Genomic DNA, 25,197 nt, shown 5'->3' with positions numbered 1-25,197 from the left:
CGGACGGGGCATTGAGGACGTGGGGGAGCGCGCGAACCACCGGGAAGGGAGCCGCACCTCCACCCCGTAGCCCTGCCGAAAGGCGGACCCCGTGCGGCTGCACCTCCTCGCGCTGAGCCCGGCCGGCTCCGTCACCCTCGGCTTCCTGCCCGCGGCCGCCGCCGTCCCGCGCGCCCGCGCCCTCGACGCCGGCCGGCTGCCGGGCCAGGCCATGCTCGTGGGCACGCCCCAGCACCCCCACCTCCTCCGCACCCGCTGGAGCCGCTGAATGTCCTCCCCACCCGCCGCCCTCACCGGCGTGGCGTCCGCCGACCACGTGGTCGCCCACACCTTGCTCAACTGCCTGCTCCGCGAGGTCTCCGGGCCCGGCCACCGGACCGCCGTCGCCGACGGCCACCTGCTGCTGCGGCTGCCCCGCTGCGGCGTCCTGCTCCGCGTCGGGCTGCGCCGCGTCTCCCTCATCGGCGCCCACCGCTTCACCGGCCCCGTACGCGCCCGGCGCGACGGCACCTGGACGGAGCTGACCTGGCAGGCCCTCGCCGAGCACATCCACCGCGAGCTGGAGCTGCGCACCGGCGTCCGCAACGAGGAGTTCCTCGGCCAGGTGGCCTCCAGCCACGCCGGCGTCACCGCCGCCCTCGGCACCCCCCGCACCGGGGCGGGAGCCGACGCCTACATGGACTCCGAGCAGTCGCTGGTCTTCGGCCACCGCTTCCACCCCACCCCCAAGGCCCGCACCGGCACCGCCGCGGACTGGACCCGCTACGCCCCCGAGGCCCGCGCCCGCTTCCCCCTGCACCACCTGGCCGTGCGGCGCGAGCACGTACGGCAGGAGACCGCGGCCGACGGGGCCCTCGCCGCCCTCGACCGGCAGCGGCCCGTCCCCCGCGGTTATCTGCTGCTGCCCGCCCACCCCTGGCAGTACGCGATGCTGCGCGACCACCCGGTGCTGCGCGCCGCCGTCGCCCGCGGCGACGTCCTCGACCTCGGCCCCGGCGGCGAGCCCTTCGAGCCCACCGCGTCCGTGCGGACCCTCTACGACGGACGGGACTTCCTCAAGTTCAGCCTCAACGTCCGCATCACCAACTGCCTGCGCAAGAACGCCGAGTACGAGCTGGCCGGCGCCGTCGCCCTCACCCGCCTGCTGGAACCCGTCGCCACCGACCTGGAGGCCCGCTTCCCGGGCACCGCCCTGCTCCGCGAGCCCGGCTACCGCACCCTCGGCCTCGGCGGCCGCGAACTCGCCGAGGGGTTCGGCGTCATCGTCCGCGAAGGCCTCGGCGCCCGCCTCGCCCCCGGCGTCACCGGCCTGCTGGCCGCCGCCGTCGCCGACGAGTACCCCACCGGCGGCGCCCACCTCGGCAGACTGCTGCACGGCGCGGGCCCCGCCGCGGCCCTCGCCTGGTGGCGCTCCTACCTCGGCCTGCTCGTCCCGCCCGTGCTCGCCGCCTACTTCGACCACGGCGTCGTCCTCGAACCCCACCTGCAGAACGTCGTCCTCGGCGTGGCCGCCGACGGCACGCCCCGGCAGGTCCTCTTCCGCGACCTCGAAGGCACCAAGCTGCTCCCCGGCCACCACGCCGCCGCCCTCGCGGCCCTCCCCGCGGAGGTGGCCCGGCCCATGACGTACGACCGCGAACGGGGCTGGGACCGCCTCGTGTACTGCCTGGTCGTCAACCACATCGCCGAGATGCTCGCCGTCCTCGCCGACCGCCACCCCCGCCTCGAAGCCGGGCTGTGGTCCGCCGTCCGCCGCGTCCTCGCCGGCCGCGCCGCCGCCCACGGCAACCCCCCGCCGCTCCGTGCCCTCGTCGCCGGGGCGCCGCTGCCCGCCAAGGCCAACCTCCTCACGCGCTGGGAGCGCAAGGCCGACCGCGACGCCGGCTACGTCCGCATCGCCTCGCCCCTGGTGCCGGACCTGCTGTCCACCTTCGCCGGCCTCGCCCCGCCCGCCCGCACCGGGACCCGGAGCGCCGCGCCGTGATCACTCCCCGCGTCGCCGCCCACGCCGCAGGCCTGCCCGGCGCCGGCCTGCCCGCCTACGTCCACGACCTCGCGGACCTGGCCGGGCACGCCGCCGCGGTGCGCGCGGCCCTGCCGCCGGAGACCGAGCTGTACTACGCGGCCAAGGCCAACCCCGCCCCCGAGCTCCTCAGGACCCTCGCGCCGCACGTCAGCGGCTTCGAGGCCGCCTCCGGCGGCGAACTCGCCCATCTCCGCAAGGCCGTCCCCGGCCTGCCGGTCGCCTTCGGCGGGCCCGGCAAGACCGAGCCCGAACTGCGGCTCGCCCTGGAACTGGGCGCCGAGCGCATCCACGTCGAGAGCGAGAGCGAACTGCGCCTGCTCGCCGCCCTCGCCGCGGAACGCCCCGGCGGCGCACCCGTGGACGTCCTGCTCCGCGTCAACCTGCCCGCGGAGGGCGGGGAGCTCGGCGGCGCCGCCCTCGCGATGGGCGGCCGCCCCGGCCCCTTCGGCCTCGACCCGCGCCGCGCCGAAGCCTGCCTGCCCCTGCTGCGCGGCACCCGGCTGCGGCTGCGCGGCATCCACGCCCACCTCGCCAGCGGGCTCGGCGCGCCCGCCCTCCTGGCCGTCGCCGCCCGCGTCACCGCCTGGACGCGTGACCTCGACCGGCGGCACGGGCTCGGCCTCGGCGAGGTCAACGTGGGCGGCGGCATGGCCGTCGACTACACCCGCCCGCGCGCCCGCTTCGACTGGGCCGCCTACGGGGCGGGCCTCGCCCGGCTCGCCGCGGAACACCCGGGCCACCGGCTGCGCATCGAGCCCGGCCGCGCCCTGACCGCGTACTGCGGCTGGTACGTCACCGAGGTCCTCGACGTCCGGCACAGCCACGGCGAGGCGTTCGCGGTGGTGCGCGGCGGCACCCACCACCTGCGCACCCCCGCCGCCAAAGGGCACGACCAGCCCTTCACCGTGCTGCCCTCCGGCGCGTGGGACCGGCCCTGGCCGCGCCCGGCCGCGGTGGACGAGCCGGTGACCCTCTGCGGGCAGCTGTGCACGCCGAAGGACGTCCTCGCGCGGGCGGTGCCGGTGGCCGGGCTGCGGGCGGGGGACCGGATCGCCTTCGCGATGGCGGGCGCGTACGCGTGGAACATCTCGCACCACGCGTTCCTGATGCACCCGGCCCCGGGGTTCCACTTCCTGTCCTGAGCAAATGCCGGGAGGCCGGGCAAACGCCGCGCGGGCGCCGGGCAGCCGGGCAGCTGGCCGGCCGGGCAAAGGGCAGCCGTGCGCACCGCAGTTGGCCGGTTCCCACTGGTTTCCCGGCGTTTCACTCCGACATGGATGGCTCATGCATCTAAATGGGCGTACCGTGATCCACGCGGTCCCCGCCGCCCCCGAGGCGGGGACCGCGCCCGACGGGGGATCAGCCATGCCCGGGAGCGCCCGGGCGGCCTACCGAGAGGGAGACCGCAACGATGTGCGGGATCACCGGATGGATCTCCTACGACCAGGACCTCACCACCGCGCGCGGCACGCTCGACGCGATGACCCACACCATGGCCTGCCGCGGACCCGACGCCGGCGGCACCTGGATCAGCACCCACGCCGCCCTCGGCCACCGCCGCCTCGCCGTCATCGACATCGCCGGCGGCGCCCAGCCCATGCAGGCCGAACGCGACGGCCGCACCCTCCTCGTCACCACCTACAGCGGCGAGGTCTACAACTACCGCGAGCTGCGCGCCGAACTCGAGAGCCACGGCCACGCCTTCCGCACCAGCAGTGACACCGAGGTCGTCCTGCACGCCTACCTCCAATGGGGCGAGGCCTTCACCGAGCGCCTCAACGGCATGTACGCGTTCGCCCTGTGGGACCCGCGCACCGAGGAACTCCTCCTCGTCCGCGACCGCATGGGCATCAAGCCCCTCTACTACTTCCCGCTCCCCGACGGCGTCCTCTTCGGCTCCGAACCCAAGGCGATCCTCGCCCACCCCGCCGTACGCCCCGCCGTCGACGCCGAAGGCCTCGCCGAGCTCATCGCCTTCACCAAGACGCCCGGCCACGCCGCCTACAAGGGCATGTACGAACTGCCCCCCGGCCACACCGCCCGCATACGCCGCGGAGGCCTGGTCCTCCGCCGCTACTGGGGCCTGGAGGCCCGCGAGCACACGGACGACCTCGACACCACCGTCCGCCACGTCCGCGACCTGCTCGACGACATCGTCGGCCGCCAGCTCATCGCCGACGTCCCCCTGTGCACCCTGCTCTCCGGCGGCCTCGACTCCTCCGCCATCACCGCGCTCGCCGCCCGGGGCCTCGCCGCCGGCGGCGCCGGGCCCGTCCGCTCCTTCTCGGTCGACTTCACCGGCCACACCGAGAACTTCCGCCCCGACCCCATGCGGCCCACCCCCGACGGCCCCTACGCCCACGCCCTCGCCGCCCACGTCTCCTCGGACCACTCCGACATCGTCCTGGACGCCGCCGACCTGATCGCCAAGGCCAACCGCGACGCCGTCCTCACCGCCCGCGACATGCCCATCAGCGGCTTCGGCGACGGCGACGTCTCCCTCTACCTGCTCTTCAAGGCCATCCGCGAACAGTCCACCGTCGCCCTGTCCGGCGAGTCCGCCGACGAGGTCTTCGGCGGCTACGCATGGTTCCACAACCCCGACCACGTGCGGGCCGACACGTTCCCCTGGGCCGCCGCCCGCGCCGCGGACCGCTTCGCCGGCGAGCAGAGCGGCGGCCGCGCCGCCCTCCTCGACCGCGGCCTCCTCGCCAAGCTCGACCTCACCGCGTACGAGGACGCCCGCTACCGCGAGGCCCTCTCCGAAGTGCCCCGCCTGCCCGGCGAGGCCGGCCTCGAACGGCGCATGCGCGAGATCGGCTACCTGCACCTCACCCGCTTCGTCCAGCTCCTCCTCGACCGCAAGGACCGCGCCAGCATGGCCGTCGGCCTGGAGGTGCGGGTCCCGTTCTGCGACCACCGCCTCGTCGAGTACGTCTTCAACACCCCCTGGGCCATGAAGACCTTCGACGGCCGCGAGAAGTCCCTCCTGCGCGCCGCCACCCGCGACGTCCTGCCGGACGTCGTCGCCGACCGCGTCAAGAGCCCCTACCCCAGCATCCAGGACCCCCGCTACGCCGCCGCGCTGCGCACCGAGCTCGCCCGCGTCCTCGCCGACAAGGACGCGCCCGTACGGCCCCTCCTCGACACCGGGGCCGTCGCCGGGTCCCTCGCCGACGACGCCGGCGAGGCCTTCCGCTCCGCCACGGAGCTCGTCCTCAACCTGGACACCTGGCTGCGCATGCACGACACTGCGCTGGAGCTGTAGAGTCCGGCCCGTGGCCCTGAAGATCACCGTCGACCCGGACGCGGCCGAGCCGCCCTTCGAGCAGATCCGTGCCCGGATCGCCGAGCGCGCCCGCTCCGGCGAGCTCCCCGTCGGCTACAAGCTCCCCACGGTCCGCGGCTTCGCCGAGGAGCTGGGCCTCGCCGCGAACACCGTCGCCAAGGCCTACCGCGCCCTGGAGGCCGACGGCGTCATCGAGACCCGCGGCCGCCACGGCTCCTTCGTCGCCGCACCGGGCGACACGGCGGCCCGCGAGGCGGCGGCCGCGGCCGCCGCCTTCGCGGAACGGGCACAGAGGCTCGGCCTGGACCGGGAGGCCGCCCGCGCGGCGGCGGAAGAAGCGCTGCGGGCGGTGTACGGCTAGGGCCGCCGCCGGCCCGCGGACGTCACAGGTACAACCCCGCGTCCGCCCCGCCGTCCCGCGACGCCGGCACCGATGCCGGCCCGCTGCCGCGCCGCAAGGCGAACAGCTCCGCCAGCGTCGCGCCCTCGCGCCCGACGCCCTCCTCCGAGCCCAGCCAGGACACCGCCTCCCGGCGGGTCAGCGGCCCGACCTCGATGCGGGCCAGGCAGCGGCCCGGCCGCACCACGGCCGGGTGCAGCCGCTCCAGGTCCTCGTTGGTGGTGACGCCGACCAGGACGTTGCGGCCCTGGCCGAGCAGCCCGTCCGTGAGGTTCAGCAGCCGGGACAGGGCCTGGCCCGCCGTGTGCTTGGCCTCCCCGCGGATCAGCTCGTCGCAGTCCTCCAGGAGCAGCAGCCGCCAGCGTCCCTTGGAGCCGCCGTCGTCCTCGCCGATGGCGATGTCCATCAGATAGCCGACGTCGTTGAACAGCCGCTCGGGATCCAGCACGCAGTCCACCTGGCACCAGTCCCGCCACGAGCGCGCGAGCGTGCGCAGGGCGGACGTCTTGCCCGTGCCGGGCGGGCCGTGCAGGAGCAGCAGCCGCCCCGCGATGTCATCCGGGGTGATCTTCATCAGCCGGTCCATGGCGTCCGCGACCCGCGCGGTGTAGTTGGGCCGGACCTCCTCCCACGTGCCGGCGGAGATCTGCCGCGTCGTGCGGTGCGGGCCGCGCCGCGGCGAGACGTACCAGAAGCCCATGGTCACGTGCTCCGGCTGCGGCTCGGGCTCGTCCTCCGCGCCCTCGACAGCCTGGCCGAGCACCTTCCGGGCCAGCTCGTCGCTGGTGGCCGTGACGGACACGTCCGCCCCCCGGTTCCAGCGGGAGACCAGCAGCGTCCAGCCGTCGCCCTCGGCGAGGGTCGCACTGCGGTCGTCGTCCCGCGCGGAGCGCACCACGTGGCCCGCGGGCGGCAGCAGGGTGGCCCCGGACTTGACGCGGTCCACGGAGTGGCTGTGCGCGAACGGCTGCTCGCCGGTGGCGAACCGGCCGAGGAAGAGGGCGTCGATGACGTCGGACGGCGAGTCGCTGTCGTCCACGTTCAGCCGGATGGGCAGCGATTTCTCGGTCGGAGTGAAGTCCCGGTCGGTGGGCAGGGCCTGCCTCCTGGCGCTGGGTCGGCGGTCGGCACACATGCCGCCCATGATCCGGCACCGGAGCCCCTTGCGCACACAGGTTTTCCCCCGATTCCCGGACCGCTTCGACGACGCGCCGGCACCGGAAGCACGACACCCGCCCGCGTTCGTCCGGAACGCGCCCACAGTGTTTCGGCCGCGGATACGCTTGCCCGTGATGGGACGACGTGGCGCAGTCCGGACGTATCGGCGGGCGGGGCGATGGCGGTTCGCCGTGCTGGTGACAGCCGGGGCGGCCGTGCTGGCCCTGCTCCTCGTCCTGTGGGCGACCAGCCGGCAGGCCGGTGACGGGACGCCCCCCGACGGCCCGAACGGCGGCCGCTCGGCGGCCCTGGAGCTCGGCTGGGGCTTCACGCACACCCAGTACAGCGCCGACCGCGGCGACGACGCCGCCCGCCGGACCACCGCCGGGCTCCTCGCCGCCACCCCCATGCCGCAGAACCAGCACATCATGGGCTGGGGCGCCGACAACCCCGAACCCAGGCCCGGCGCGTACAACTTCGGCGACCTCGACCGCCGCGTGGCCCTCATGCGCAAGACCGGCTCGGTGCCCGTCCTCACCCTGTGCTGCGCGCCCGACTGGATGAAGGGCGGCGGCGAGCGCACCGACTGGTCGCAGAAGTCCCTGGAGAAGGCGCCCGACCGCGCCCACTACAAGGACTTCGCCAAGCTCGCCGGCGTCATCGCCGGGCGCTATCCGGACATTCGTCATTTCATCGTCTGGAACGAGTTCAAGGGCTTCTACGACGAGAGCCGCAACCGCTGGAACTACGAGGGCTACACCGAGCTGTACAACCTCGTCTACGCGGAGCTGAAGAAACGGAACAGCGCCAACGCCGTCGGCGGCCCGTACATCAGCATGGACAGCAACCCGCCCGGCGCCACCTCCAACGCCTCCTCCGTGCAAGGCCCCTGGGGCTCGCTCGACCAGCGGTCGATCGACGCCCTCACGTACTGGAACGACCACAAGAAGGGCGCCGACTTCCTCGTCGTCGACGGAGCCAGTTACACCCGCGAGGGCAGCAAGCTCTTCCCCGACGAGTTCGCCGCGACCGGTAAGTTCGGCGACGTGACCAGATGGCTGCGCAGGACCGTCGACCTGCCGGTCTGGTGGGCCGAGTGGTACGTGGAGCCCGCCGACGCCAACGACGACCGCAAGCTCTGGACCGAGCAGCACCGCCTCGCCGTCCACGCCACGGCCATGATGCAGCTCGCGAGAGCCGGCGTCTCCGCCGCCTTCTACTGGAACCCCGAGGAGACCGGCGCGGACTGCCCCGGCTGTCTGTGGCGCAGCACCGAACTGAAGGGCGGCGGGGACGGGCTGCCGATGCTGGACCTGCTGAAGCGCTTCGGCAAGGCCTTCCCGCCCGGCGCAGACCTGCGCGTCCCCGACGTCACGGGGGACAACCGCGACGCCGTCAGCGCCCTCGCCGCAGGCAGCAGCGTCCTCGTCGTCAACATGCAGGACCGCCGGCTGACCGCCGAAGTGGACGGCAAGCCGGTGGACCTGGCGCCCAACGAGATCCGCTGGTCGGACTGACCCGCCCGGCCCGGAGCCCGTACGGCTCCTCTTCGCACGGCTTCCTGCGGACTTCTACGGCCTTCTACGACATCGTCGCGAACCGCTGCACCAGCGACGCCAGCAGGACCAGCAGCAGCGGCAGCGCGAACCAGTACGACGCCTGCAGCCGGCGCAGCTGCCGCACCCCCGGCCGGGCCATCACGCGCATCATCTCCCGCGCCGTCAGCAGCACCAGCAGCGCCGCGGCCGCCAGCGCCCCGACCACCGACACCGGGGTCCACGTCACCCGCGGCCCGGCCGGCCCCGGCCTGGGCTGCGGCACCGCCCCGGCGGGCTTCTGCTTCAGCTCGTACAGCACGGCGTCGTCGTTCCAGAACGCCCGGCGCAGCTCCGGCCGGCCGTCGAGCGTGTGCCGCACCCGGCCGTCCCAGTCGGCCGCGTAGCCCGCGTCCAGCTGGAGATACACCGACTGGCCGCGGTTGACCATCAGATACGCGCCGGGGCCCGCCTTCCGGAGCGAGGCGACCAGATCGTCCACCCGGACCGGGTCGCGCGGGGCGAGCATCGCGTCGTACTGCACGCGCTCCATGTCCTTGGCGCCCCACGGCATGGCCGGGGTGACGTTCTTCGCCGGGTCACTGCTCATCCACAGCAGCCGTACGGTCGGCTTGTCGTGGGCGTACACGAAGTCCATCGCGGCGACCTCGCCCGGCCGCACCCGCTCGAAGGGCTCGTTGCCCCAGCGGGCCACCAGGAAGCCGAGGACCAGGACCAGGCCCGCCAGCAGCGCCGCCAGCGGCGCGGCGAGCGGGCGGCGGGAGCCCTCCGCGGCGCGCGGGAACAGCGCGAGCGCCGCCAGGACGCAGGCGCCCGGCAGCGCGAACAGGAACACCCGCAGGGCCACTTCGCCGCCGTAGGACTGCATGCCGAACGCCAGGAACGGCACAGCGGTCAGCACCAGCAGGGCCACGTCGCCGATCCCGGCGCGGCGCCGGCGCCACCAGCCGATCGCGGCGAAGGCCAGCACCCCGCCCGCGAGCACCACCCGGGTGTAGAGCACCAGCTTGTGGACCGGGCTGCCGCCCTCGATCCGGCCCGAGACCGACGAGGAGACGTTGCCGCCCAGGGACCCCAGGCCGCCGAACAGCTCGTCGAAGTGGCCCGACCAGTACGGCTCGGCCAGGAAGCCCACCCACACCACCAGCATCACGCCGCACAGCAGCGGCAGCCCGCGCAGCGTCGAACGGCGGGTGACGACCAGCGCGGTCAGCACGCCCAGCATCACGAACGGCGTCAGCTGGTGGCTGACCACCGACGCCGCGAACAGCGCGACCACCACCGCCAGCAGCGCGCCCTGCGCCCCCCGGCCGGCCGGCAGCGGCTCCGCCTCGCCGGGGACCAGCGTGCCGCGCAGCTGCCGGGGCCAGCGGAACCACACCAGCAGCACCGCGGCGAACAGCAGGTAGAAGAAGTAGTTGAGCGCCTGCGGCGAGAAGTAGTCCTGCCCCACCCAGCCGCACAGCACGAAGAGCCAGGCCGCCGTCCACTTCGCCCGCCACCCCGCGCGCACGGCCCGCAACAGCAGCGCGAGCGGCGCCAGGCACAGCAGCTGGATCACCATCGGCCACCAGCGCAGCACCTCGGTGAGGTCGCTCACGCCCGCCACCCGCGCGGCGAACGCCATCAGGGCGAAGAACCCGGGCCAGCTCCAGCGGGCGTCCAGATCCGGCGCCGCCACGCCCGTACGGTCGATGAAGTCCAGGAAGCCCAGGTGCTGCCAGGCCGTCGCGAAGCGCGGCTGCGCCTCCAGCACCGCCGGCAGGGCGTGCAGGCACACCACCGTCAGCAGCAGGACGGCCGTCAGCAGCCGGCGGCGCTGACCGTCCAGCCACAGGGCCGCCGCGAACGCCGCGATCAGCAGCACGACCCCCGCCAGCGTGGCCGCGGGCAGCACGGACACCAGGCCGAGCCCGCCCATCCGGTCCAGCGCCGCCTCGCCGGCGCCCGCCAGCGGCAGCCAGTACAGCGCGAGGGCGGCCGCCAGCAGCAGCCAGACCGCCGCCTCGGGGCCGCGCCACCACGGCGCCGGGCCCGGGGGAGCGGCTGCCTTCTCCTGCGACCCCTGACGCTCCTGCTTGCCCGGCTTCTCCCGCACCGGCGGCGCGACGGACGGTCCGGGAGCGGACGGGGAGACGGAGTGGGACACGACGACTGCCTCCGGGGTGTGCCGGAGATCAGGGCGCCTCTCCAAGTGATCGAAGTCCAGCCGCACGCCCAGCGGCATCGTGTCCGCGTCGAGCGCGGCGCGCAGGGCCCAGCGGGTGCCGTAGCCACCGCTCTCTCTGTCCCCGGGCTCCTCCTCGCCCTCACCTCCTAAGCCACGGGCGATGCCCTGCCGCACCCCGCGCCGGACGCCGTGCGGCTCGGTGCGCGGGGCGTCCCTCCGGTCGCCGCGGGCCGCCAGGTCGGCCAGATCGCCGTCCGGGGCCACGTCGGGGGCGAAGGCGGACGGCGCCGGCCGGGCACCGCGCAGGATCCGGCGGAGCCTGACCGCCGAGACGGACACGATGACCGCCAGGCTGGAGATCTCGGCCACCCCTGCCCCCGTGAGCCCCATGCGGGGCAGGAGCAGCAGCGTCAGCCCCAGCACCAGCACGCACAGCAGCCCCTGGAGGTACGCGAGCCCGGCCGTGCGGCTCTGGGCCCGCAGCACCGCGAAATAGACCTCCATCACCACGCGCAGCGCCGCCCCCACCGCGAACCAGCGCAGCAGGGGAGTGGCGGCATGGGCGTAGCCGGGGCCGAAGACGCGCAGGATGTACGGCGCGAGGAAGAACAGCAGCAGGCAGACCGGCACCATGATCGTGGCCATCCGGCGCAGCGCCGCCCGGCAGTTCTCCGCCAGCCGCGCGGGGTCGTGCGAACCCTCCACGGTCAGCGACGCACCCATGTTGATCGCGAGCAGGTTGACCGTGCCGCCGATGGTGGTGGTGATGTAGAAGTACGCGTTGTCCTCGGAGCTGACCTGCGAGGCGATGATCACCGGCACGAGGTAGACCACGGCCAGGGAGAACAGCGAGCCCGTGTAGTCCCCGGCGAGGAAGCGGCCCATCTCGCGGTACGAGGCGGGCCGCGCCGCCGCCTCCGTCGCCGCGACGTGCCGGGGGACGAGCCGGCGGAAGACCAGCCAGCCCAGCGGCAGCACCGACACGGCGATCGAGACCACCCACGACACGAACACGCCGGAGGTGGGGAGCGTCGCCGCGAGCCCCACCAGCAGGGCCAGCTTCACGGCCGAGAAGACCGTGTTGCCCACGGGCACCCACAGCGCCCGGCGCAGGCCGGTGAGCACCCCGTCCTGCAGGGTGAGCACCGACCAGGCGATGACGGCGGCGATGAAGCCCAGGCCGTTGAGCGGGCCGTGCAGGAAGCGGTACGACGGCCCCCACGTGTCCAGCGTGAGCAGGAAGAGGCCCGCCGCGAACGCCACGAGCAGCGAACTGCCCGCGTACGTGCGGAAGACGAGCCTGCCCGTCGTCCGTCCGGCGACCGGGATGAACCGCGCCAGCCCCCCGGTCAGGGTCACCGCGGTGAGCCCCGCGAGGAGCTTCATCGCGGCGATGGCCGCCGAACCCTGGCCGACCGCCTCCTCCGTGTAGTACCGGGCGGCGATCAGCCAGTACCCGAGCCCGAGGACGGCGCTGATGCCGGTGTTGAGCATCAGCGCGAAGGCGTTGCGGAACAGCGGGCTGCCGCCGCCCCGCCCCGGCAGCCGCAGCTTGCGGCCGGCCGGCCCCTCCGTCTCCCGCTCCTCGGTTCGGGTGGACGTGTCAGACACGGGTCTCGCTAGCCTTCCTGACGACCTGACGGGTTCTGCGGTAGAGGGCGTACCCCTTGGTGAGCGTCCGGTCCCGGGCGAAGATCCGCCCCACGCCCCGCCCCTCCACGAGCCGCTCGAACTCGGCCATCCCCGTCGAGCGCCGCACCGTCACCCGCTCCAGGGCGTAGGGCCCCTGGGGCCGGGCGGCCAGGCCGTTGCCCACCGCCAGGGAGATGCCGAAGCCCGCCGCCCGCACGATGCGCCGCACCCTGCGGCTGGAATAGCCGTAGGGGTAGGCGAACGAGACCGGTGTGCGCCCCAGCTCCGTGGCCAGTATCTCGCGGCACCGCAGCACCTCGAACCACAGCTGGTCATCGGGGAGTTGGTCGAGCTGCGGGTGGGTGTGGCTGTGCCCGCCGATCTCCATCCCCGCCGCGGCCAGCTCCCTCACCTGGCCCCAGCTGAGCATCAGGTCGAGCGCGCCCCCGGTCTCGTGCGCGCCGCGGACCCAGCCCGTGGAGGCGAAGAGCGTGGCGCGGAAACGGTGCTCCACCAGCGTGGGGAGGGCGTGCCGGTGCACGCCCTCGTAGCCGTCGTCGAACGTGATCAGCACCGGCTTCCGGGGCAGCCCGGAACCGGAGCGCCACGCCGTGGCGAGCTCCTCGGTCGTCAGCGGATGGAAACCGCGGTCGGCCAGGAGCCGCATCTGCCGCGTGAACGCGTGCGGCGAGACCGACAGGGCATGGGTGGCGCGGGCGGGAGCGTGCGCCACGGCGTGATACATCAGTATCGGGACCCGGCACGCGTTCATGAGGCCGCCTCCCCGGCCGGGGGTCTCGGCCCCGTGGCCTCCTGGGCCGCCACCGCATACCGCCCGCCGCTCCGGCGCGCCCGCAGCGTGCCCACCGCATAGCCCCCGGTCGCGGCCGTCAGCCCGGCCAGGATCGCCCCGGCCCGCGCCGCACCGCCGGGCCTGCCCAGCAGGGCGTCGCGCACCCCCCGCGCGATCCCGGCGGGCAGCACCCGCGTGCTGTACCGGCGCTCGGACGCCAGCCCGGCCTGCGCCCCCACGCTCCGCGACACGAGGGCCTTGGAGAGGCCCTCGGCGTACGAGCGGGTCCACAGATAGCGGAAGCGCTCGCGCGCCGCGGGCACCCGGTGGTGGATGACCGACCGGTCGTCGATCAGCAGGACCGCCTCCGGGAGGGCGCGGGTCAGCCGGATGCACAGCTCCGTCTCCTCGCCGCCCAGGGGCAGCCGGTGGCCGTCGCGGCCGATGCCGTCGGCGAACCCGCCGACCAGCTCGAAGGCCGACCGGCGGAAGGAGGCGTTGCCGCCGAGGACGTTGCGCACCCGCACCCTGCCGGGCGGCAGGCCCCGGTACGTACAGCCGACGGCCCAGTCGAACTCCTCGGGGAACCAGACGGGCCGCCGCCGGGACTCCCACACCGGCCTCGTCCGGCCGCCGACCGCCATGACCCGCGGGTCGGCGTAGGCCTCGGCGAAGTGCCGCAGCCAGTCGCGCTCGGCGACGGCGTCGTCGTCGAGGAAGGCGACGATCTCGCCGGACGAGGCCTCGATGCCGGTGTTGCGGCCCGCGGACAGGCCGCGGGGGCCCGCATTCGCGAGCACCCGCACCCCGTCCCCGGCGCAGCCGTCGTCCCCGAAGTGCTTGGCGAGCCGCCGCAGCAGGGCCGGATTGTGGTCCACGACCACCAGGATCTCCAGCGCGGGCCGGGACTGCTCGCGGACGGAGGCCACCGCGGCGAGGATGTCGCCCCAGCGGTCCTCGGTGTAGACGCAGATGACCACCGAGACCGAGGGTCCGGTGGCCGCGCCGGCGCCGTCCCCCGCGCCGGACGGGGGAGAGCCGGGGGTAGTGGTGGTGGTCAAGACACTTCCCCGCGGTTGGCGGCGGGCGCGATGGCCGGCCGTTGCAGGCGGCGGCGCCGGGTGCCGCGCTCCTGCAGGATCACTTTCAGCACGCGCAGTCCGTCCCGCACGGCCCGCAGATTGCTGGCGCCGTGGATGCGGACGAACTCATGGCTGGGAATCTCCTGGACGCGCAGGCCCGCCTTGACGACTCTGATGTTCATCAGGGTCTCGACCTCGAAGCCGGCGCAGTCGAGGGCGATGTCGTCCAGGCAGTGCTTCCAGAAGGCGTTGTAGCCGTAGCACAGGTCGGTGTAGCGGGCGCCGAACTTGTGGTTGACGATCGAGCACAGCACGCGGTTGCCGAGCTTGCGGATCGGCGTCATGTCGTCCGTGCCGCCGCCGTTGGCGAACCGGGAGCCCTTGGCGAAGTCCGCACCGCCGACGAGGGCGGACACATAGCTCACGATCTCGCTGCCGTCGGCGGAGCCGTCCGCGTCGACCATCACGATGATCTCACCCGTGCAGGCGGCAAAGCCCGTGATCAGGGCGTCGCCCTTGCCCTTGCCGAGCTGCTGGACCACTTTGACGCCGGGCCACAGCTCCCGGGCGACCCGGATCGTGTCGTCGGTGGAATTGCCGTCGACCAGGACCACCTCGTGGATCCACTCCGGCAGGGTCTTGAAGACGTACGGGAGGTTCTCCGCCTCGTTCATGGCGGGGATGACGACGCTCACGGGTGGAGCTATCGCGAAGTGCGACGTCACCGGGCGGTAATGGGCGGCGACCAGGCCTTCCTGATCAGCCGCCGGGCGCAGGAAAGAACTCATGACTCGGATGTCCCTCTCGTCCGGTGGACCGCCCGCCCCGAGCGGTCCGGTGGCGTATCCGGTTCGAAAAGGGGGTACTCACCCGGCCCTGACGGCACTCAGTGCCGCATGGGCCGGGTGAGATGGCAACGGTTGCTGGCCGCGCGGTTACGCGACTCGGCGACTCTGATCAGCCGGACGCGGCACCCCCCACCGCGCCCCGCCCCGGGCACCATCGCGACGCTTGCCCTCCCCTTGAGCCGCTTTGCATGATGGGCCGATGCGGGTGGATGTACGACGGTATTGATGGTTGAGACTGTATGGCAAGAGCTGGTGCGGTGACTCCTCCTTTGGGTGTTTTTTGCGCCCAACTCATGCGTCCTGTTGACGCTTTGCGCCGCTAGCGGCGCGCAAGGGACGCAATGCGCCGTCAGTCACCCTGGCGCAACCTGCCCACGCGCTTGAGCAACTTGTCGGCGGGCTCGAAGAGTTCGGGCCGGGACAGCACCGCGTTGCGCAGCGCCCGCACCGGCGCGCGCCGGGCCCGGTGCCCCAGCGCCACGGGATGACGGCGTGTCACCCACCCCTCGGACACGCTCAGTTCGCGGGTCTTCAGCGAGTTCTTGTACGCCTTCTCGCCCCGCCCGAGATCGAGGTAGGCCATCCCCGCGGCGGCCGCCCCCTCGGCCATCCGCAGGTGCAGCACCAGGCCCGGCGAGTACTTCGCGAACGCCGGGTCGTACGACGGGAACCAGCAGGCGAGCACCTGCCGCGAGCGCAGCCCGAAGTGCGCCGCGACCGGCCGGTCCCCGGCGTAGAGCACCGACAGCAGCCCCGCGAAGGACTCCGTCCTGGTGTGGAAGAGCTGCTCGACCAGACGCGCTATCCAGGGGCGCGCGAACCGGTCGCTGCGCCCCGTTCTTCGGTACTGCGCGGACTTCCAGGCGATCAGGGTCCGCAGCGCCTCCGGATCGCGCTCGTCGTGCACGTACCGCACCTCGCCGGCGTCCCGGCCGAGCCGGCGCTCCTTGGCGAGCGTGGTGCGGGTGAACTTCGGCGACTGCTTGCGCAGGACCGCGAGGTACGGCTCGAAGCCCTGCTCCACGTCCACCACGGGCGACCGGTACGACCCCGAGGCGCCCACCTCGAACGGTTTCTGCCCCTCCACGAGGTGGTCGAACTCCCACACCGACAGCCCGCAGGCGTGCAGCAGCTCGCGGGCGTCCCACTGGAAGCCGGGCCGGTGGATGAGGCCCTGGGCGTCCGAGACGCCGAGGCCGATCGCGCGGCCCACCCCGAGCGGGGAGCGCTGGTACGGGAAGAAGCCGGCCGGCTCGCCGTCCTCGCGCACCACCGCGATCCGCGCCCCGGCCCGGCACCGGCCGACGGCGAGGGCGAACTCGGGTGCGAGGAAAGGATTCGCGAGCTGCGGAGAGCCGTCCTCCACCGCCTTGGCCTGCAGGGCGGACCAAGCCGCCCGGTCGGCCGCGGTGAGCTCGCCGGGCCGGTACACGCTGATGTTCACGTCAGGAAGCCCGATTTTTCGCCGTCCGGCACCGGTGGCGCCGCACGTGTGCCAGCAGGAACAGCAGCAGGCTGACGGCCGCGACCGCGGCGACGCCCCCCCGCACCGTCCAGGTGTGGAGCGCGAGCATGGCCTGAGCGACCAGCATGTCGACGGCGACGGCCCCGCCGGCCGCCACCACGGACCTGCTGAGCGGATCGAGGCCCCGCAGCGCAGCCCCCACAGCGCAGGCCGGTGCGACGAGCAGGAAGAAGAGCGTGAACGGTGCGCGCAGTGGCGAGCCGATGTCCGCGAGGGCCAGCACGGCGCCGACGCCCGCGATCGCCGTGGCGGCTCCGGCCACCACGGGGAGGGAGTCCGCCGCCGGTGCTCCGCCCGCGGCGCCCGGCCGGTCCGGTGCGGCCCGGGCTTCGGTGTGCTCGACGACGACGACGGCGGCGGCCGGGCCGGAAGCGCCGGTGCTTACGGGCGGGCCTGATGTGCCGGACGGGCTGGAAGGAACGGACGAGCCGGGTGTGCCGGACGGGCCGGTGAGACCGGTGGGATCTGTGAAGCTCTGCATTGGCGACTTTGCCCCCCGAAGCGCCGGATGCCGAGGCTTCAATGTCGCGCAATCGGCGGAGCGACGTCAAGATGTGAAGGCCGTGCAAACAGCCTCCGGTTACCGTATCGGAACAGAACCGGAGGCTTTCGGTCAGGTGAATGCTGCACGAATATGTCGGCTCGTCAGATTGTCCCCACGTGTAGGTGATTGAGCGTTCATTGGCTCACACCATTGACATGGACACTTCCATTCCGCACGGGTGGCTGCTACCACGGGTAGCGCAGAAACCCTGGTAAAGGAGGTTCCATGAAGCTGTCCCGTCTCGCGGGCTCCCTCTCCGCGTTCGCACTCGCCGCCACCCTGGCCCTCACCGGAGCCGGCGCCGCCCAGGCGTCCGAACAATCGGCAACTCCCGCCTACGTAGCGCTCGGTGACTCCTACTCATCCGGCCTCGGGGCCGGGAGCTACTACACGAACAGCGGGGACTGCAAACGCAGCTCCAAGTCCTACCCCGCGCTCTGGGCGGCCGCGCACGCCCCCGCGAGCTTCGCCTTCACCGCCTGCTCGGGCGCCCGAACGGGTGATGTTCTGAGTGGTCAGCTCGGCCCGCTGAACAGATCCACCGGCCTCGTCTCCATCAGCATCGGAGGGAATGACGCCGGATTCAGCGACACCATGGTCACGTGCGTTCTCAACAGTGACAGCGCGTGTCTGAACCGGATCAATCAAGCCCGCACATATGTCCAGAACACGCTTCCCGGTGATCTCGACAAGGTCTATACCGCAATCCAGGGCAGAGCCCCCGCCGCCCATGTCGTCGTCCTCGGATATCCCCGCTTCTACAAACTCGGCGCCGTCACCTGCGCCGGGCTCAGCGAGACCAAGAGGTCGGCCATCAACTCCGCCGCGGACCTGCTCAACTCCGTGATCGCCAAGCGGGCCGCCGACCACGGCTTCTCCTACGGGGACGCCGCCGCCGGCTTCGCCGGGCACGAGCTCTGCTCGGGCAGCCCCTGGCTCAACAGCGTGACCTTCCCGGTGGACAGCTCCTACCACCCGACCGCGGCGGGACAGTCCGGCGGCTACCTGCCGGTCTTCGCCTCAGCCGCCTGACCCGTAGCCGTACCCGTACGCCGGGCCCGACGAAGCGGAGGACGACGGGCCCGGCGACCGGGACGGCCGTGACGAGGACGCCGGTCCCGGCGACGACGGCTTGCCCGGCGGCCTGCCGGACGTCCCGTCCTGACAGCTGACCGTGAACGACACGCGATTGGAGGTGGCCCTCTGCGGCCCCGTGACCTCGACCGCGATCCAGTCCCTGCCCGAGGCACGGGCGACTTCCACGTGCCGCAGGGTGACGGTCCTGCTGCCCGGAACGTCGACGGACTGCTCGGTGCCCGCCTGCCCGCTGCCGGTCACCCAGTGATAGACGAGACGGACGGGGGAGCGGTCGACGGTGAACGTCACCCGGAACGACGGGCCCGACTCCGCGGGCCGCTGCGGGCAGGGGCCCGCGTACTCGTCGCGCTCGGCCTCGACGGAGGCCCGCACGCTCGCGCCGCCGCTGGAGCCGCCGTCGTCCGAGGCCCTGCCCGAGCCGCTGCCCGCCTGCCCCGCCCCCGCGTTCTTGTCCGGCGCGGAGGAGTTCGCCCTGCCGGACGACTTCCCGCCGCCGTCGTCCTCCTCGCCCCTGGTCAAGGCCCATGCCAGGCCGGCGGCCAGCAGCGCCAGCACGACGGCGGCCACCGCGAGCACCACGGCCGGCCGGTGCCGGCGCGTGTCGTCGCCTTCCGGACCGGCGGGTCCGGAAGGGCCGCCGGCCGGCGGGCCGAAGCCCGAACCGCCGCCGTATCCGCCGTGTTGCCCGGCGGGCCCCGCCGGACTGCCGGCCGGAGGGCGCGGCGGTGCGTACCCGGCGACCGTCTCCGCCTCGGAGGCGGGCGAAGCGCCCGGGGCGCGGAGAGTGCCGCCCTGCGCCACCACCCGCAGCATCTCCTCCGCCTCCCCGGCACCGAGCCGCAGGGCGGGATCCTTGCGCAGCAGCCCTTCCAGGACGGGCGCGAGCGCACCCGCCCGGACCGGCGCGGGGAGTTGCTGGTCCACCACGGCCCGCATGGTGGAGAGCGGAGTGTCCTGGCGGAAGGGGGAGACGCCCTCCACCGCCGCGTACAGCGTCACGCCCAGCGACCAGAGGTCGGACTCGGGGCCCGGCGGATGCCCCAGCGCCCGCTCGGGGGCCAGGAACTCGGGCGAGCCCACCAGCTCCCCGGTCCGCGTCAGCGCCGAGCTCCCCTCGACCGTCGCGATGCCGAAGTCGGTGAGCACGACACGCCCGTCGTTGGCGAGGAGGACGTTGCCCGGTTTCACGTCGCGGTGCAGCACGCCCGCCGCGTGCGCTCCCCGGAGCGCGGAGAGCACCCCCGCGCCGATGTGCGCCGCGCGCGCCGGGGGGAGCGGGCCCTCGGCCTCCAGCACGTCGGCCAGGGAGAGGCCGCGCACCAGCTCCATCACGATCCACGGCCGCCCGTCGTCGGAGGCCACGTCGAAGACGGTGACGACATGGGGGTGGCCGATCCGCGCCGCGGCCCTGGCCTCGCGCTCCAGGCGCACGTACAGCTGCCGGATCTCGTGGTCGAGCAGGCCGGACGGGGCGCGCACCTCCTTGACGGCCACCTCGCGGTCGAGGACCTCGTCCCGCGCGCGCCACACCACTCCCATGCCGCCCCGGCCCAGCTCCTCCAGCAGCCGGTACCGGCCCGCCACCACCCGGTCCGGCGGCACCCGTGCCCCCTCCGGACCGCCCCCGGACATCCCGCTCATCGACGGGCCCCCTCCAGCAAGAGAGCGATTCGGGGTGAATCTACCGCAACGGAGCGTGATTGCCCCCTCTTCTGCATATCCTTGACCCGCTAACTCGCCCACAGTGACGGCAGGTTCACGCCAGCCCTGTCAACGCCCTTGACGGAGTGGTGAATCCGCCCCGCCGATGCGCGGGTGACGGAAGAGGGCGGTAGGGTTACCCTGCCTGAGCCGGGTGCCTCGTTCGGGTGGGGAGAGTCTCAATGGATCAGATAGCAATGCGCGGCAGGCCACGAGTGCCTGCCATCAGCTGCAACAGCGGCGCGTCCAGTGCGCGCCTCGACCGCCATCTCGCGGTGCTGGGCGGGCCTGCCGTGCCCCAGCGCGAAGCCGAGGGGGCGACCCTGCTGATGCGTGAGCTGACCACGCGTGATCACGCACGCACCAAGCAGAGCCGGACCGCGAAGGTCTCCCTCTTGGCGCCGCTGAGAAGGCTGCGTCGCTCCCTGTTCGGCAACCACGACTGAAGTCCCGCCCCGAGCGCAAGCGCCCCACCGTCGACGCCGTCGGCCCTCCACCCTCTCCCCAGGGCGCGGCCGCGGCGCCGTCGTACGTCCGGCACCCTCTGCGGCACGCCGTGCTCAGGCCGTGCCGCGTGCGTACCGCCTGACCGTGAGCGGTGCGAAGACGGCGAGCAGCAGCACGGCCCAGCCGGTCGCCGCCAGGACGGGGTGGGCGACCGGCCATGACGCGTCCGCGGCCGGGTGTCCGTTGCCGAAGAGCTCGCGGCAGGCCGTGGTGAGGGCGCTGATGGGGTTCCACTCGGCCACGGTGCGCAGCCAGCCGGGCATGCCCTCCGTCGGCACGTAGGCGTTCGACAGCAGCGGCAGCATGAAGGTCGCCCCGGCCAGCTGGCCCGCGCTCTCCTCGTTCCCGATCAGCAGGCCGAGATAGTGGCCGAGCCAGGCCGTGACCAGGCGGAAGAGCAGCAGGAGCGCGAAGGCGGCCGTGGCGCGGGCCGTGCCGCCCTCGATCCGCCAGCCGACGGCCAGCCCGCAGAGCACGAGCGGGACGAGCCCGATCGCCGCGAGGACCACGTCCGCGGCCGTCTGCCCGGCCGGGAGGGCGAAACGGCTCATGGGCAGGGTCCGGAAGCGGTCCATGACGCCGCGCTGGAAATCCTGCGCGGACGCCAGCATCGCCGTCATCACCCCGTTGACGGCCGTGACGGCGAACAGGCCCGGCACGAGGTACGCCCGGTAGTTCGCGCCCCCCTCCAGCGCCACTGCGCTGCCGAAGACGTAGCCGAAGAACAGCAGCATCGTCACCGGCATGGTCAGCGTGATGACGAGCAGCCCGGGCACGCGGCGCATGCGCTGCAGGTGACGGCCGAGCACGGCCCGGGTGTCGGACAGGACGTACGTGCTCATGCGGCGGCCTCCTCGGCCTCGGGGCGTGTCTCGTCGCCGGCGGTCAGGTGCAGGAAGACCTCGTCGAGCGTGGGCTGCCGCAGGCCGGCGTCGGCGAGGGGGACGCCCGCCGCGTCGAGCTCGCGCACGAGGTGAGGGAGTGTCAGAGCCCGGTCGGTGGTGACCGCGGCGGCCGTGCGCCGCCCGGCGTCGAGGACCGGCCGCCCGCCCGTGACCCGGGCCAGTACGGCCGCCGCCCCCGCGAGTGCGGCCTCCTCGGTGACGACGATTTCGGCGCGGGCGCCGAGCTCGGCCTTGAGGTGCGCGGGCGTGCCCCGTACGGCCGCCCGGCCCCCGTCGATCAGCACGACCTCGTCGGCCAACTGGTCCGCCTCCTCCAGGTATTGCGTGGTGAGCAGCACGGTGGTGCCGTGCTGCGCCAGCTCGCGGACGGCGTCCCAGATCGCGCCGCGGGCAGCGGCGTCGAGGCCGGTCGTCGGCTCGTCCAGGAAGAGCACGCGGGGCTTGGTCAGCACGCTCGCGGCCAGGTCGAGACGGCGGCGCATGCCGCCGGAGTAGGTGCGGGCCGGGCGGTCCGCGGCCTCCCCGAGCCCGAAGTGGTCGAGCAGGACGTCGGCGCGGGCGCGGGCGGTCGCGCGGTCGAGCCGGTGCAGACGGGCGAACAGCCGCAGGTTCTCACGGCCCGTCAGGTCGGCGTCCACGGAGGTCGACTGCCCGGTCACGCCGATGGAGCGGCGTACGTCCCGGGGCGCGCGGAGGACGTCGTGCCCGGCGACCCGCGCCGTGCCCGCGTCCGGGGTGATGAGGGTCGTCAGGAGGCGGACGGCGGTGGACTTGCCCGCGCCGTTGCGCCCGAGGAGTCCGCAGACGGTGCCCTCGGGCACGGCGAGGTCGAGCCCGCGCAGCGCACGGACGGTGCCGAAGCGCTTCTCCAGCCCCTCACTCAGTACAGCGTACGTAGTCATGGCCGTGACCCTACCCCACTCCGTACGCCGTACGTAACTAGGATGGTGTGCGAGGTGATGTTCCATGGCAGCCAGTGGCCGTACGGCCCGCCCCGAGGTGATCTGGGCCCGGCCCGAGCGCGCGGCCCGCGGCCCGCGGCCGGCGCACACGCGCGCCGAGATCGCGGCGGCGGCGGTGCGCGTCGCGGACGCCGAGGGGCCGGACGGCGTCTCGATGCGCCGCGTGGCCGCCGAGATCGGCTGCGGCACCATGTCGCTCTACAACTACGTCCCGCGCAAGGAGGACCTGTACGAGCTGATGGTCGACGCGGTCAGCGCCGAGTACGACCTGTCCGCGGAGTCCTCCGGTGACTGGCGGGCGGACACCCTCGCCCTCGCCCGGCAGACCCGCGCCCTGATGCACCGTCACCCCTGGCTGCCGCGGCTGATGTCACCGGCCCACGGCTTCAGCCCGAACGCCCTGCGCTACCTGGAGCACTTCCTGGGCCTGCTGGAGCCGCTCGACGCCGGCGGCGGCACCAAGCTGGAGCTCATCTCGATGGTGAACGGCATCGTCGCCGCCTATGTGGTGAACGAGCTCTCGGAGGCCGAGCGGGCCCGCACCTCGCCGTTCCCGCCCGGCCAGGAACACGCCGCGCGCATGGCCCACCTGGCGCGCGAACTGTCCGGCGGCGCCTACCCGCGCCTGGCCGCCGTCCTGGCCACCGGCCCCGGCGCTGCGGACCCCGACGCGACGTTCGAACGGCTCCTCGGCCGGCTCCTCGACGGCTTCGAGCCGCGGCGCGTCAGCCCCGCGGCTCCGGCTCCGTGCCCGTCTCCTCCGTCCCCGTCTCCGCCTCCAGCGTGACGGTGAAGGAGAACCGGTCGCCCCGGTAGCGGATCCGGGCCACGTCCGCGACCCGGCCCGACTCGTCGTACGTCACGCCCGTGTAGTGCAGGATCGGGCTCAGCAGCGGCACCCGCAGCAGCCGCGCCGTCTCCGGGTCGGCGAGCCTGGCCTCGACCGTGTCCGTGATCCGGCTGATCCGCACGCCCACCGCGTCCCGCAGCACCTTCGTCATCGGCCAGCGGGCGAGGTCCGCCACGTCGATGCGGGCGGCGAGCTCCGGGCGGACCAGGTTCTCCGCCCAGTTCGTCGGCTCGCCCGACTCGCCGTCGCAGCGCAGCCGCCGGAACACCACCGCCTCCGCGAGGCCGGGGAAGTGCTCGGCCAGCTCCGCCGGGACGGCCGCGGGCCCGTGGCCGAGCACCGTCGTCCGCTCGCCGGACTGCTGCGCCACGATCGCGTCGACCGAGCCGAGCAGCCGCACGGGCGAGCCGCGCCGGGCGCTCGGCTCGATGAAGGTGCCGCGCCGCCGGTGCCGGCTGATCAGCCCCTCCTCCTCCAGCTCCTTCAGGGCCTGCCGCATGGTCAGGACGCTCACGCCGTAGTGCTCGGCGAGGGCGTCCTCGGTGGGCAGGCGCAGCGGGTCGCTCGGGCAGCGCCCGAGTATGGAGGCCCGCAGCGACTGCGACACCTGGTACCACAGCGGCAGCTTGCGGTTGAGCGCGAGGGAGTCGGGGGCGAAGGTGGTCACGGGCACTCCGGCTCGTACGGCGGCACAGCCGCGGCCTGCCTCACGGGCATCACCGGCGGGACTGCGGGAAATGACGCTCCAGACCCTGCCACACGTCGTCGTAGCCCGTCTGGAGGTGGCCGGCGGTCCGGGCCTGCTCCGTCGTGACGAGCGGCCAGCGGGTCTCGAACATGAAGGCCAGCCCGTCGTCCACCTTCTGCGGCCGGAGCTCGGCCGCGCTGGCCTTCTCGAAGGTGTCCCGGTCCGGCCCGTGCGCCGACATCATGTTGTGCAGCGAGCCGCCGCCCGGCACGAAGCCGCCTTCCCCGGCGGCCTTGGCGTCGTACGCGCCCTCGATCAGGCCCATGTACTCGCTCATCACGTTGCGGTGGAAGTACGGCGGCCGGAAGGTGTCCTCGCCCACCAGCCAGCGCGGCGCGAAGACGACGAAGTCGACCCCCGCCAGGCCCGGGGTGTCCGACGGGGACGTGAGGACCGTGAAGATCGACGGGTCCGGGTGGTCGTAGCTGATCGAGCCGATGACGTTGAAGCGGCGCAGGTCGTACACGTACGGGACGAGGTTGCCGTGCCAGGCCACCACGTCCAGCGGCGAGTGGTCGTACGTCGCCCTCCAGAGGTTCCCGCAGAACTTGCTGACCACCTCGACCGGGCCCTCGACGTCCTCGAACGCGGCCACCGGGGCGAGGAAGTCGCGCGCGTTCGCCAGCCCGTTCGCGCCGATCGGGCCCAGCTCGGGGAGGACGAAGGGCTGCCCGTAGTTCTCGCAGACGTAGCCGCGCGCGGAGCCGTCCAGCAGCTCCACGCGGAAGCGCACGCCGCGCGGGATCAGCGCCACGTGCCCCGGCTCGGCCCGCAGCAGGCCGAACTCCGTCCGCAGCAGCAGCCCCCCGCGCTCGGGCACGACGAGCAGCTCGCCGTCGGCGTCGCTGAAGACCCGGTCGGTCATCGAGGCGTTCGCGGCGTAGAGGTGGACGGCCATGCCGGAGCGCTGGGCGGCGTCGCCGTTGCCGCCGAGCGTCCACAGGCCGGCGAGGAAGTCCGTGCCCTCGGGCGGCTCGGGCAGCGGATCCCAGCGCAGCCGGTTGGGGTCGGGCACGGCGTCGGCGAACGGCGCGCTCGCCAGCCGGCCGTTGCCCGTGCGGGTGAACGGCGGGTGGGCGGCGGAGGGCCGGATGCGGTAGAGCCACGACCGGCGGTTGCTGTGCCGGGGCTCGGTGAACGCCGTGCCGCTCAGCTGCTCCGCGTACAGCCCGAGCGGGGCCCGCTGCGGTGCGTTGCGCCCGTGGGGCAGCGCCCCGGCGACGGCCTCGCTGCTGTGCTCGTTGCCGAAACCGGCGGAGTAGGCCAGCCCTTCGGCGGCCTTCCGCGCCTGCTCGTTGCCCGTACCGCTCATCGCCTGCTCCCAGCGCCGGAGGATTCCTATGGGAGACCGTAGGATTCCCGGCGGGGCGCGTCAATGGATCAGGAGCGGCGTGTACGGGCCG

Annotated in this window: 21 protein-coding genes; 9 read left to right on the top strand and 12 right to left on the bottom strand. The window is 73.7% G+C overall.

From position 1 onward, the window contains the following. The first annotated feature begins 91 nt into the window (after positions 1 to 91). The 5 genes from ACFZCD_RS27850 to ACFZCD_RS27830 all read left to right on the top strand — a co-directional run bounded on the left by ACFZCD_RS27850 (position 92) and on the right by ACFZCD_RS27830 (position 5,676). Entirely contained in the window at positions 92 to 268 is a 177-nt protein-coding gene (locus ACFZCD_RS27850) for a hypothetical protein (protein WP_391835489.1), read from the top strand. Then, positions 269 to 1,984 carry an IucA/IucC family protein gene (locus ACFZCD_RS27845; RefSeq protein ID WP_391835487.1) on the top strand — a complete coding sequence of 572 codons (1,716 nt, stop codon included), beginning with the start codon at positions 269 to 271 and terminating at the stop codon, positions 1,982 to 1,984. Continuing rightward, positions 1,981 to 3,168 (top strand): type III PLP-dependent enzyme, encoded by a 1,188-nt coding sequence (locus ACFZCD_RS27840; RefSeq protein ID WP_391835485.1) that lies wholly within the window; start codon positions 1,981 to 1,983, stop codon positions 3,166 to 3,168. The genes ACFZCD_RS27845 and ACFZCD_RS27840 overlap by 4 nt, the downstream gene beginning before the upstream one ends. Before the next feature lie 269 nt (positions 3,169 to 3,437). Further along, positions 3,438 to 5,294, top strand: coding sequence for an asparagine synthase (glutamine-hydrolyzing) (asnB, locus tag ACFZCD_RS27835; protein ID WP_391835483.1), 1,857 nt, complete (start codon positions 3,438 to 3,440; stop codon positions 5,292 to 5,294). Between the two features lie 10 nt (positions 5,295 to 5,304). Further along, entirely contained in the window at positions 5,305 to 5,676 is a 372-nt protein-coding gene (locus tag ACFZCD_RS27830; RefSeq protein WP_391835481.1) for a GntR family transcriptional regulator, read from the top strand. Between the two features lie 22 nt (positions 5,677 to 5,698). On the opposite strand, the gene ACFZCD_RS27825 is transcribed toward ACFZCD_RS27830, so the two are convergent. Continuing rightward, positions 5,699 to 6,850 carry a DUF5925 domain-containing protein gene (locus ACFZCD_RS27825; protein WP_391835479.1) on the bottom strand — a complete coding sequence of 384 codons (1,152 nt, stop codon included), beginning with the start codon at positions 6,848 to 6,850 and terminating at the stop codon, positions 5,699 to 5,701. 157 nt (positions 6,851 to 7,007) lie between these two features. Between ACFZCD_RS27825 and ACFZCD_RS27820 the strand changes: the two genes are divergently transcribed. Beyond that, positions 7,008 to 8,390: a xylan 1,4-beta-xylosidase gene (locus ACFZCD_RS27820; protein WP_391835477.1), complete on the top strand. Its 1,383-nt coding sequence runs from the start codon at positions 7,008 to 7,010 to the stop codon at positions 8,388 to 8,390. Positions 8,391 to 8,454: 64 nt separating this feature from the next. Here the strand turns inward: ACFZCD_RS27820 and ACFZCD_RS27815 are convergent, their stop codons facing one another. The 6 genes from ACFZCD_RS27815 to ACFZCD_RS27790 all read right to left on the bottom strand — a co-directional run bounded on the left by ACFZCD_RS27815 (position 8,455) and on the right by ACFZCD_RS27790 (position 16,960). Continuing rightward, complete coding sequence (locus ACFZCD_RS27815; protein WP_391835475.1) at positions 8,455 to 12,210, bottom strand: lipopolysaccharide biosynthesis protein; 3,756 nt, start codon at positions 12,208 to 12,210, stop codon at positions 8,455 to 8,457. Next, positions 12,203 to 13,003: a polysaccharide deacetylase family protein gene (locus ACFZCD_RS27810; RefSeq protein WP_391835473.1), complete on the bottom strand. Its 801-nt coding sequence runs from the start codon at positions 13,001 to 13,003 to the stop codon at positions 12,203 to 12,205. Before ACFZCD_RS27810 ends, ACFZCD_RS27815 begins: the two co-directional genes overlap by 8 nt. After that, positions 13,000 to 14,004 (bottom strand): glycosyltransferase family 2 protein, encoded by a 1,005-nt coding sequence (locus ACFZCD_RS27805; RefSeq protein ID WP_391835663.1) that lies wholly within the window; start codon positions 14,002 to 14,004, stop codon positions 13,000 to 13,002. Before ACFZCD_RS27805 ends, ACFZCD_RS27810 begins: the two co-directional genes overlap by 4 nt. Before the next feature lie 77 nt (positions 14,005 to 14,081). Beyond that, positions 14,082 to 14,894 (bottom strand): glycosyltransferase family 2 protein, encoded by an 813-nt coding sequence (locus tag ACFZCD_RS27800; protein ID WP_391835471.1) that lies wholly within the window; start codon positions 14,892 to 14,894, stop codon positions 14,082 to 14,084. A 409-nt stretch (positions 14,895 to 15,303) separates the two neighbouring features. Continuing rightward, a complete protein-coding gene (locus tag ACFZCD_RS27795) occupies positions 15,304 to 16,398 on the bottom strand; it encodes a GNAT family N-acetyltransferase (protein WP_391835469.1) in 1,095 nt (364 codons plus the stop codon). A 1-nt stretch (position 16,399) separates the two neighbouring features. Continuing rightward, entirely contained in the window at positions 16,400 to 16,960 is a 561-nt protein-coding gene (locus ACFZCD_RS27790; protein WP_391835467.1) for a hypothetical protein, read from the bottom strand. 288 nt (positions 16,961 to 17,248) lie between these two features. Between ACFZCD_RS27790 and ACFZCD_RS27785 the strand changes: the two genes are divergently transcribed. After that, on the top strand, positions 17,249 to 18,055 hold the full coding sequence (locus tag ACFZCD_RS27785; RefSeq protein WP_391835465.1) for an SGNH/GDSL hydrolase family protein: 807 nt from the start codon (positions 17,249 to 17,251) through the stop codon (positions 18,053 to 18,055). On the opposite strand, the gene ACFZCD_RS27780 is transcribed toward ACFZCD_RS27785, so the two are convergent. Then, a complete protein-coding gene (locus ACFZCD_RS27780) occupies positions 18,044 to 19,762 on the bottom strand; it encodes a serine/threonine-protein kinase (RefSeq protein WP_391835463.1) in 1,719 nt (572 codons plus the stop codon). The two genes, ACFZCD_RS27785 and ACFZCD_RS27780, sit on opposite strands and share 12 nt — an antisense overlap. Positions 19,763 to 20,004: 242 nt before the next feature. On the opposite strand from ACFZCD_RS27780, the gene ACFZCD_RS27775 reads away from it, so the two are divergent. Then, on the top strand, positions 20,005 to 20,268 hold the full coding sequence (locus ACFZCD_RS27775; RefSeq protein ID WP_391835461.1) for a hypothetical protein: 264 nt from the start codon (positions 20,005 to 20,007) through the stop codon (positions 20,266 to 20,268). A gap of 114 nt (positions 20,269 to 20,382) precedes the next feature. On the opposite strand, the gene ACFZCD_RS27770 is transcribed toward ACFZCD_RS27775, so the two are convergent. Together ACFZCD_RS27770 and ACFZCD_RS27765 are read right to left on the bottom strand one after the other, a co-directional pair. After that, positions 20,383 to 21,171, bottom strand: a complete 789-nt coding sequence (locus tag ACFZCD_RS27770) for an ABC transporter permease (RefSeq protein WP_391835459.1) — start codon at positions 21,169 to 21,171, stop codon at positions 20,383 to 20,385. Further along, positions 21,168 to 22,136 carry an ATP-binding cassette domain-containing protein gene (locus ACFZCD_RS27765; protein WP_391835457.1) on the bottom strand — a complete coding sequence of 323 codons (969 nt, stop codon included), beginning with the start codon at positions 22,134 to 22,136 and terminating at the stop codon, positions 21,168 to 21,170. Before ACFZCD_RS27765 ends, ACFZCD_RS27770 begins: the two co-directional genes overlap by 4 nt. Positions 22,137 to 22,200: 64 nt before the next feature. Here ACFZCD_RS27765 and ACFZCD_RS27760 point away from each other — a divergent pair, with 64 nt between their 5' ends. Further along, complete coding sequence (locus tag ACFZCD_RS27760) at positions 22,201 to 22,983, top strand: TetR/AcrR family transcriptional regulator C-terminal domain-containing protein (protein WP_391835455.1); 783 nt, start codon at positions 22,201 to 22,203, stop codon at positions 22,981 to 22,983. Here ACFZCD_RS27760 and ACFZCD_RS27755 read toward each other — a convergent pair. Together ACFZCD_RS27755 and hmgA are read right to left on the bottom strand one after the other, a co-directional pair. Next, positions 22,922 to 23,713, bottom strand: a complete 792-nt coding sequence (locus ACFZCD_RS27755; RefSeq protein ID WP_391835453.1) for a GntR family transcriptional regulator — start codon at positions 23,711 to 23,713, stop codon at positions 22,922 to 22,924. The two genes, ACFZCD_RS27760 and ACFZCD_RS27755, sit on opposite strands and share 62 nt — an antisense overlap. 49 nt (positions 23,714 to 23,762) lie before the next feature. After that, positions 23,763 to 25,106 carry a homogentisate 1,2-dioxygenase gene (hmgA, locus tag ACFZCD_RS27750; RefSeq protein ID WP_391835451.1) on the bottom strand — a complete coding sequence of 448 codons (1,344 nt, stop codon included), beginning with the start codon at positions 25,104 to 25,106 and terminating at the stop codon, positions 23,763 to 23,765. Positions 25,107 to 25,197 lie beyond the last annotated feature (91 nt).

This window comes from Streptomyces sp. NPDC008001 (genome assembly GCF_042958085.1).
In the GTDB taxonomy this organism is placed as follows: Bacteria; Actinomycetota; Actinomycetes; order Streptomycetales; family Streptomycetaceae; genus Streptomyces.
The sequence above is the reverse complement of the archived record's forward strand: the minus strand, read 5'-3'. Positions and strand labels throughout refer to the sequence as shown.

Coding starts and splice junctions, on each gene's coding strand:
- ACFZCD_RS27760 (WP_391835455.1), top strand. CDS start 22,201: ATGGCAGCCAGTGGCCGTACGGCCCGCCCCGAGGTGATCTGGGCCCGG.
- ACFZCD_RS27845 (WP_391835487.1), top strand. CDS start 269: ATGTCCTCCCCACCCGCCGCCCTCACCGGCGTGGCGTCCGCCGACCAC.
- ACFZCD_RS27770 (WP_391835459.1), bottom strand. CDS start 21,171: ATGAGCACGTACGTCCTGTCCGACACCCGGGCCGTGCTCGGCCGTCAC.
- ACFZCD_RS27820 (WP_391835477.1), top strand. CDS start 7,008: ATGGGACGACGTGGCGCAGTCCGGACGTATCGGCGGGCGGGGCGATGG.
- ACFZCD_RS27785 (WP_391835465.1), top strand. CDS start 17,249: ATGAAGCTGTCCCGTCTCGCGGGCTCCCTCTCCGCGTTCGCACTCGCC.
- ACFZCD_RS27825 (WP_391835479.1), bottom strand. CDS start 6,850: ATGTGTGCCGACCGCCGACCCAGCGCCAGGAGGCAGGCCCTGCCCACC.
- ACFZCD_RS27765 (WP_391835457.1), bottom strand. CDS start 22,136: ATGACTACGTACGCTGTACTGAGTGAGGGGCTGGAGAAGCGCTTCGGC.
- ACFZCD_RS27790 (WP_391835467.1), bottom strand. CDS start 16,960: ATGCAGAGCTTCACAGATCCCACCGGTCTCACCGGCCCGTCCGGCACA.
- ACFZCD_RS27780 (WP_391835463.1), bottom strand. CDS start 19,762: ATGAGCGGGATGTCCGGGGGCGGTCCGGAGGGGGCACGGGTGCCGCCG.
- hmgA (WP_391835451.1), bottom strand. CDS start 25,106: ATGAGCGGTACGGGCAACGAGCAGGCGCGGAAGGCCGCCGAAGGGCTG.
- ACFZCD_RS27810 (WP_391835473.1), bottom strand. CDS start 13,003: ATGAACGCGTGCCGGGTCCCGATACTGATGTATCACGCCGTGGCGCAC.
- ACFZCD_RS27800 (WP_391835471.1), bottom strand. CDS start 14,894: ATGAGTTCTTTCCTGCGCCCGGCGGCTGATCAGGAAGGCCTGGTCGCC.
- ACFZCD_RS27775 (WP_391835461.1), top strand. CDS start 20,005: ATGGATCAGATAGCAATGCGCGGCAGGCCACGAGTGCCTGCCATCAGC.
- asnB (WP_391835483.1), top strand. CDS start 3,438: ATGTGCGGGATCACCGGATGGATCTCCTACGACCAGGACCTCACCACC.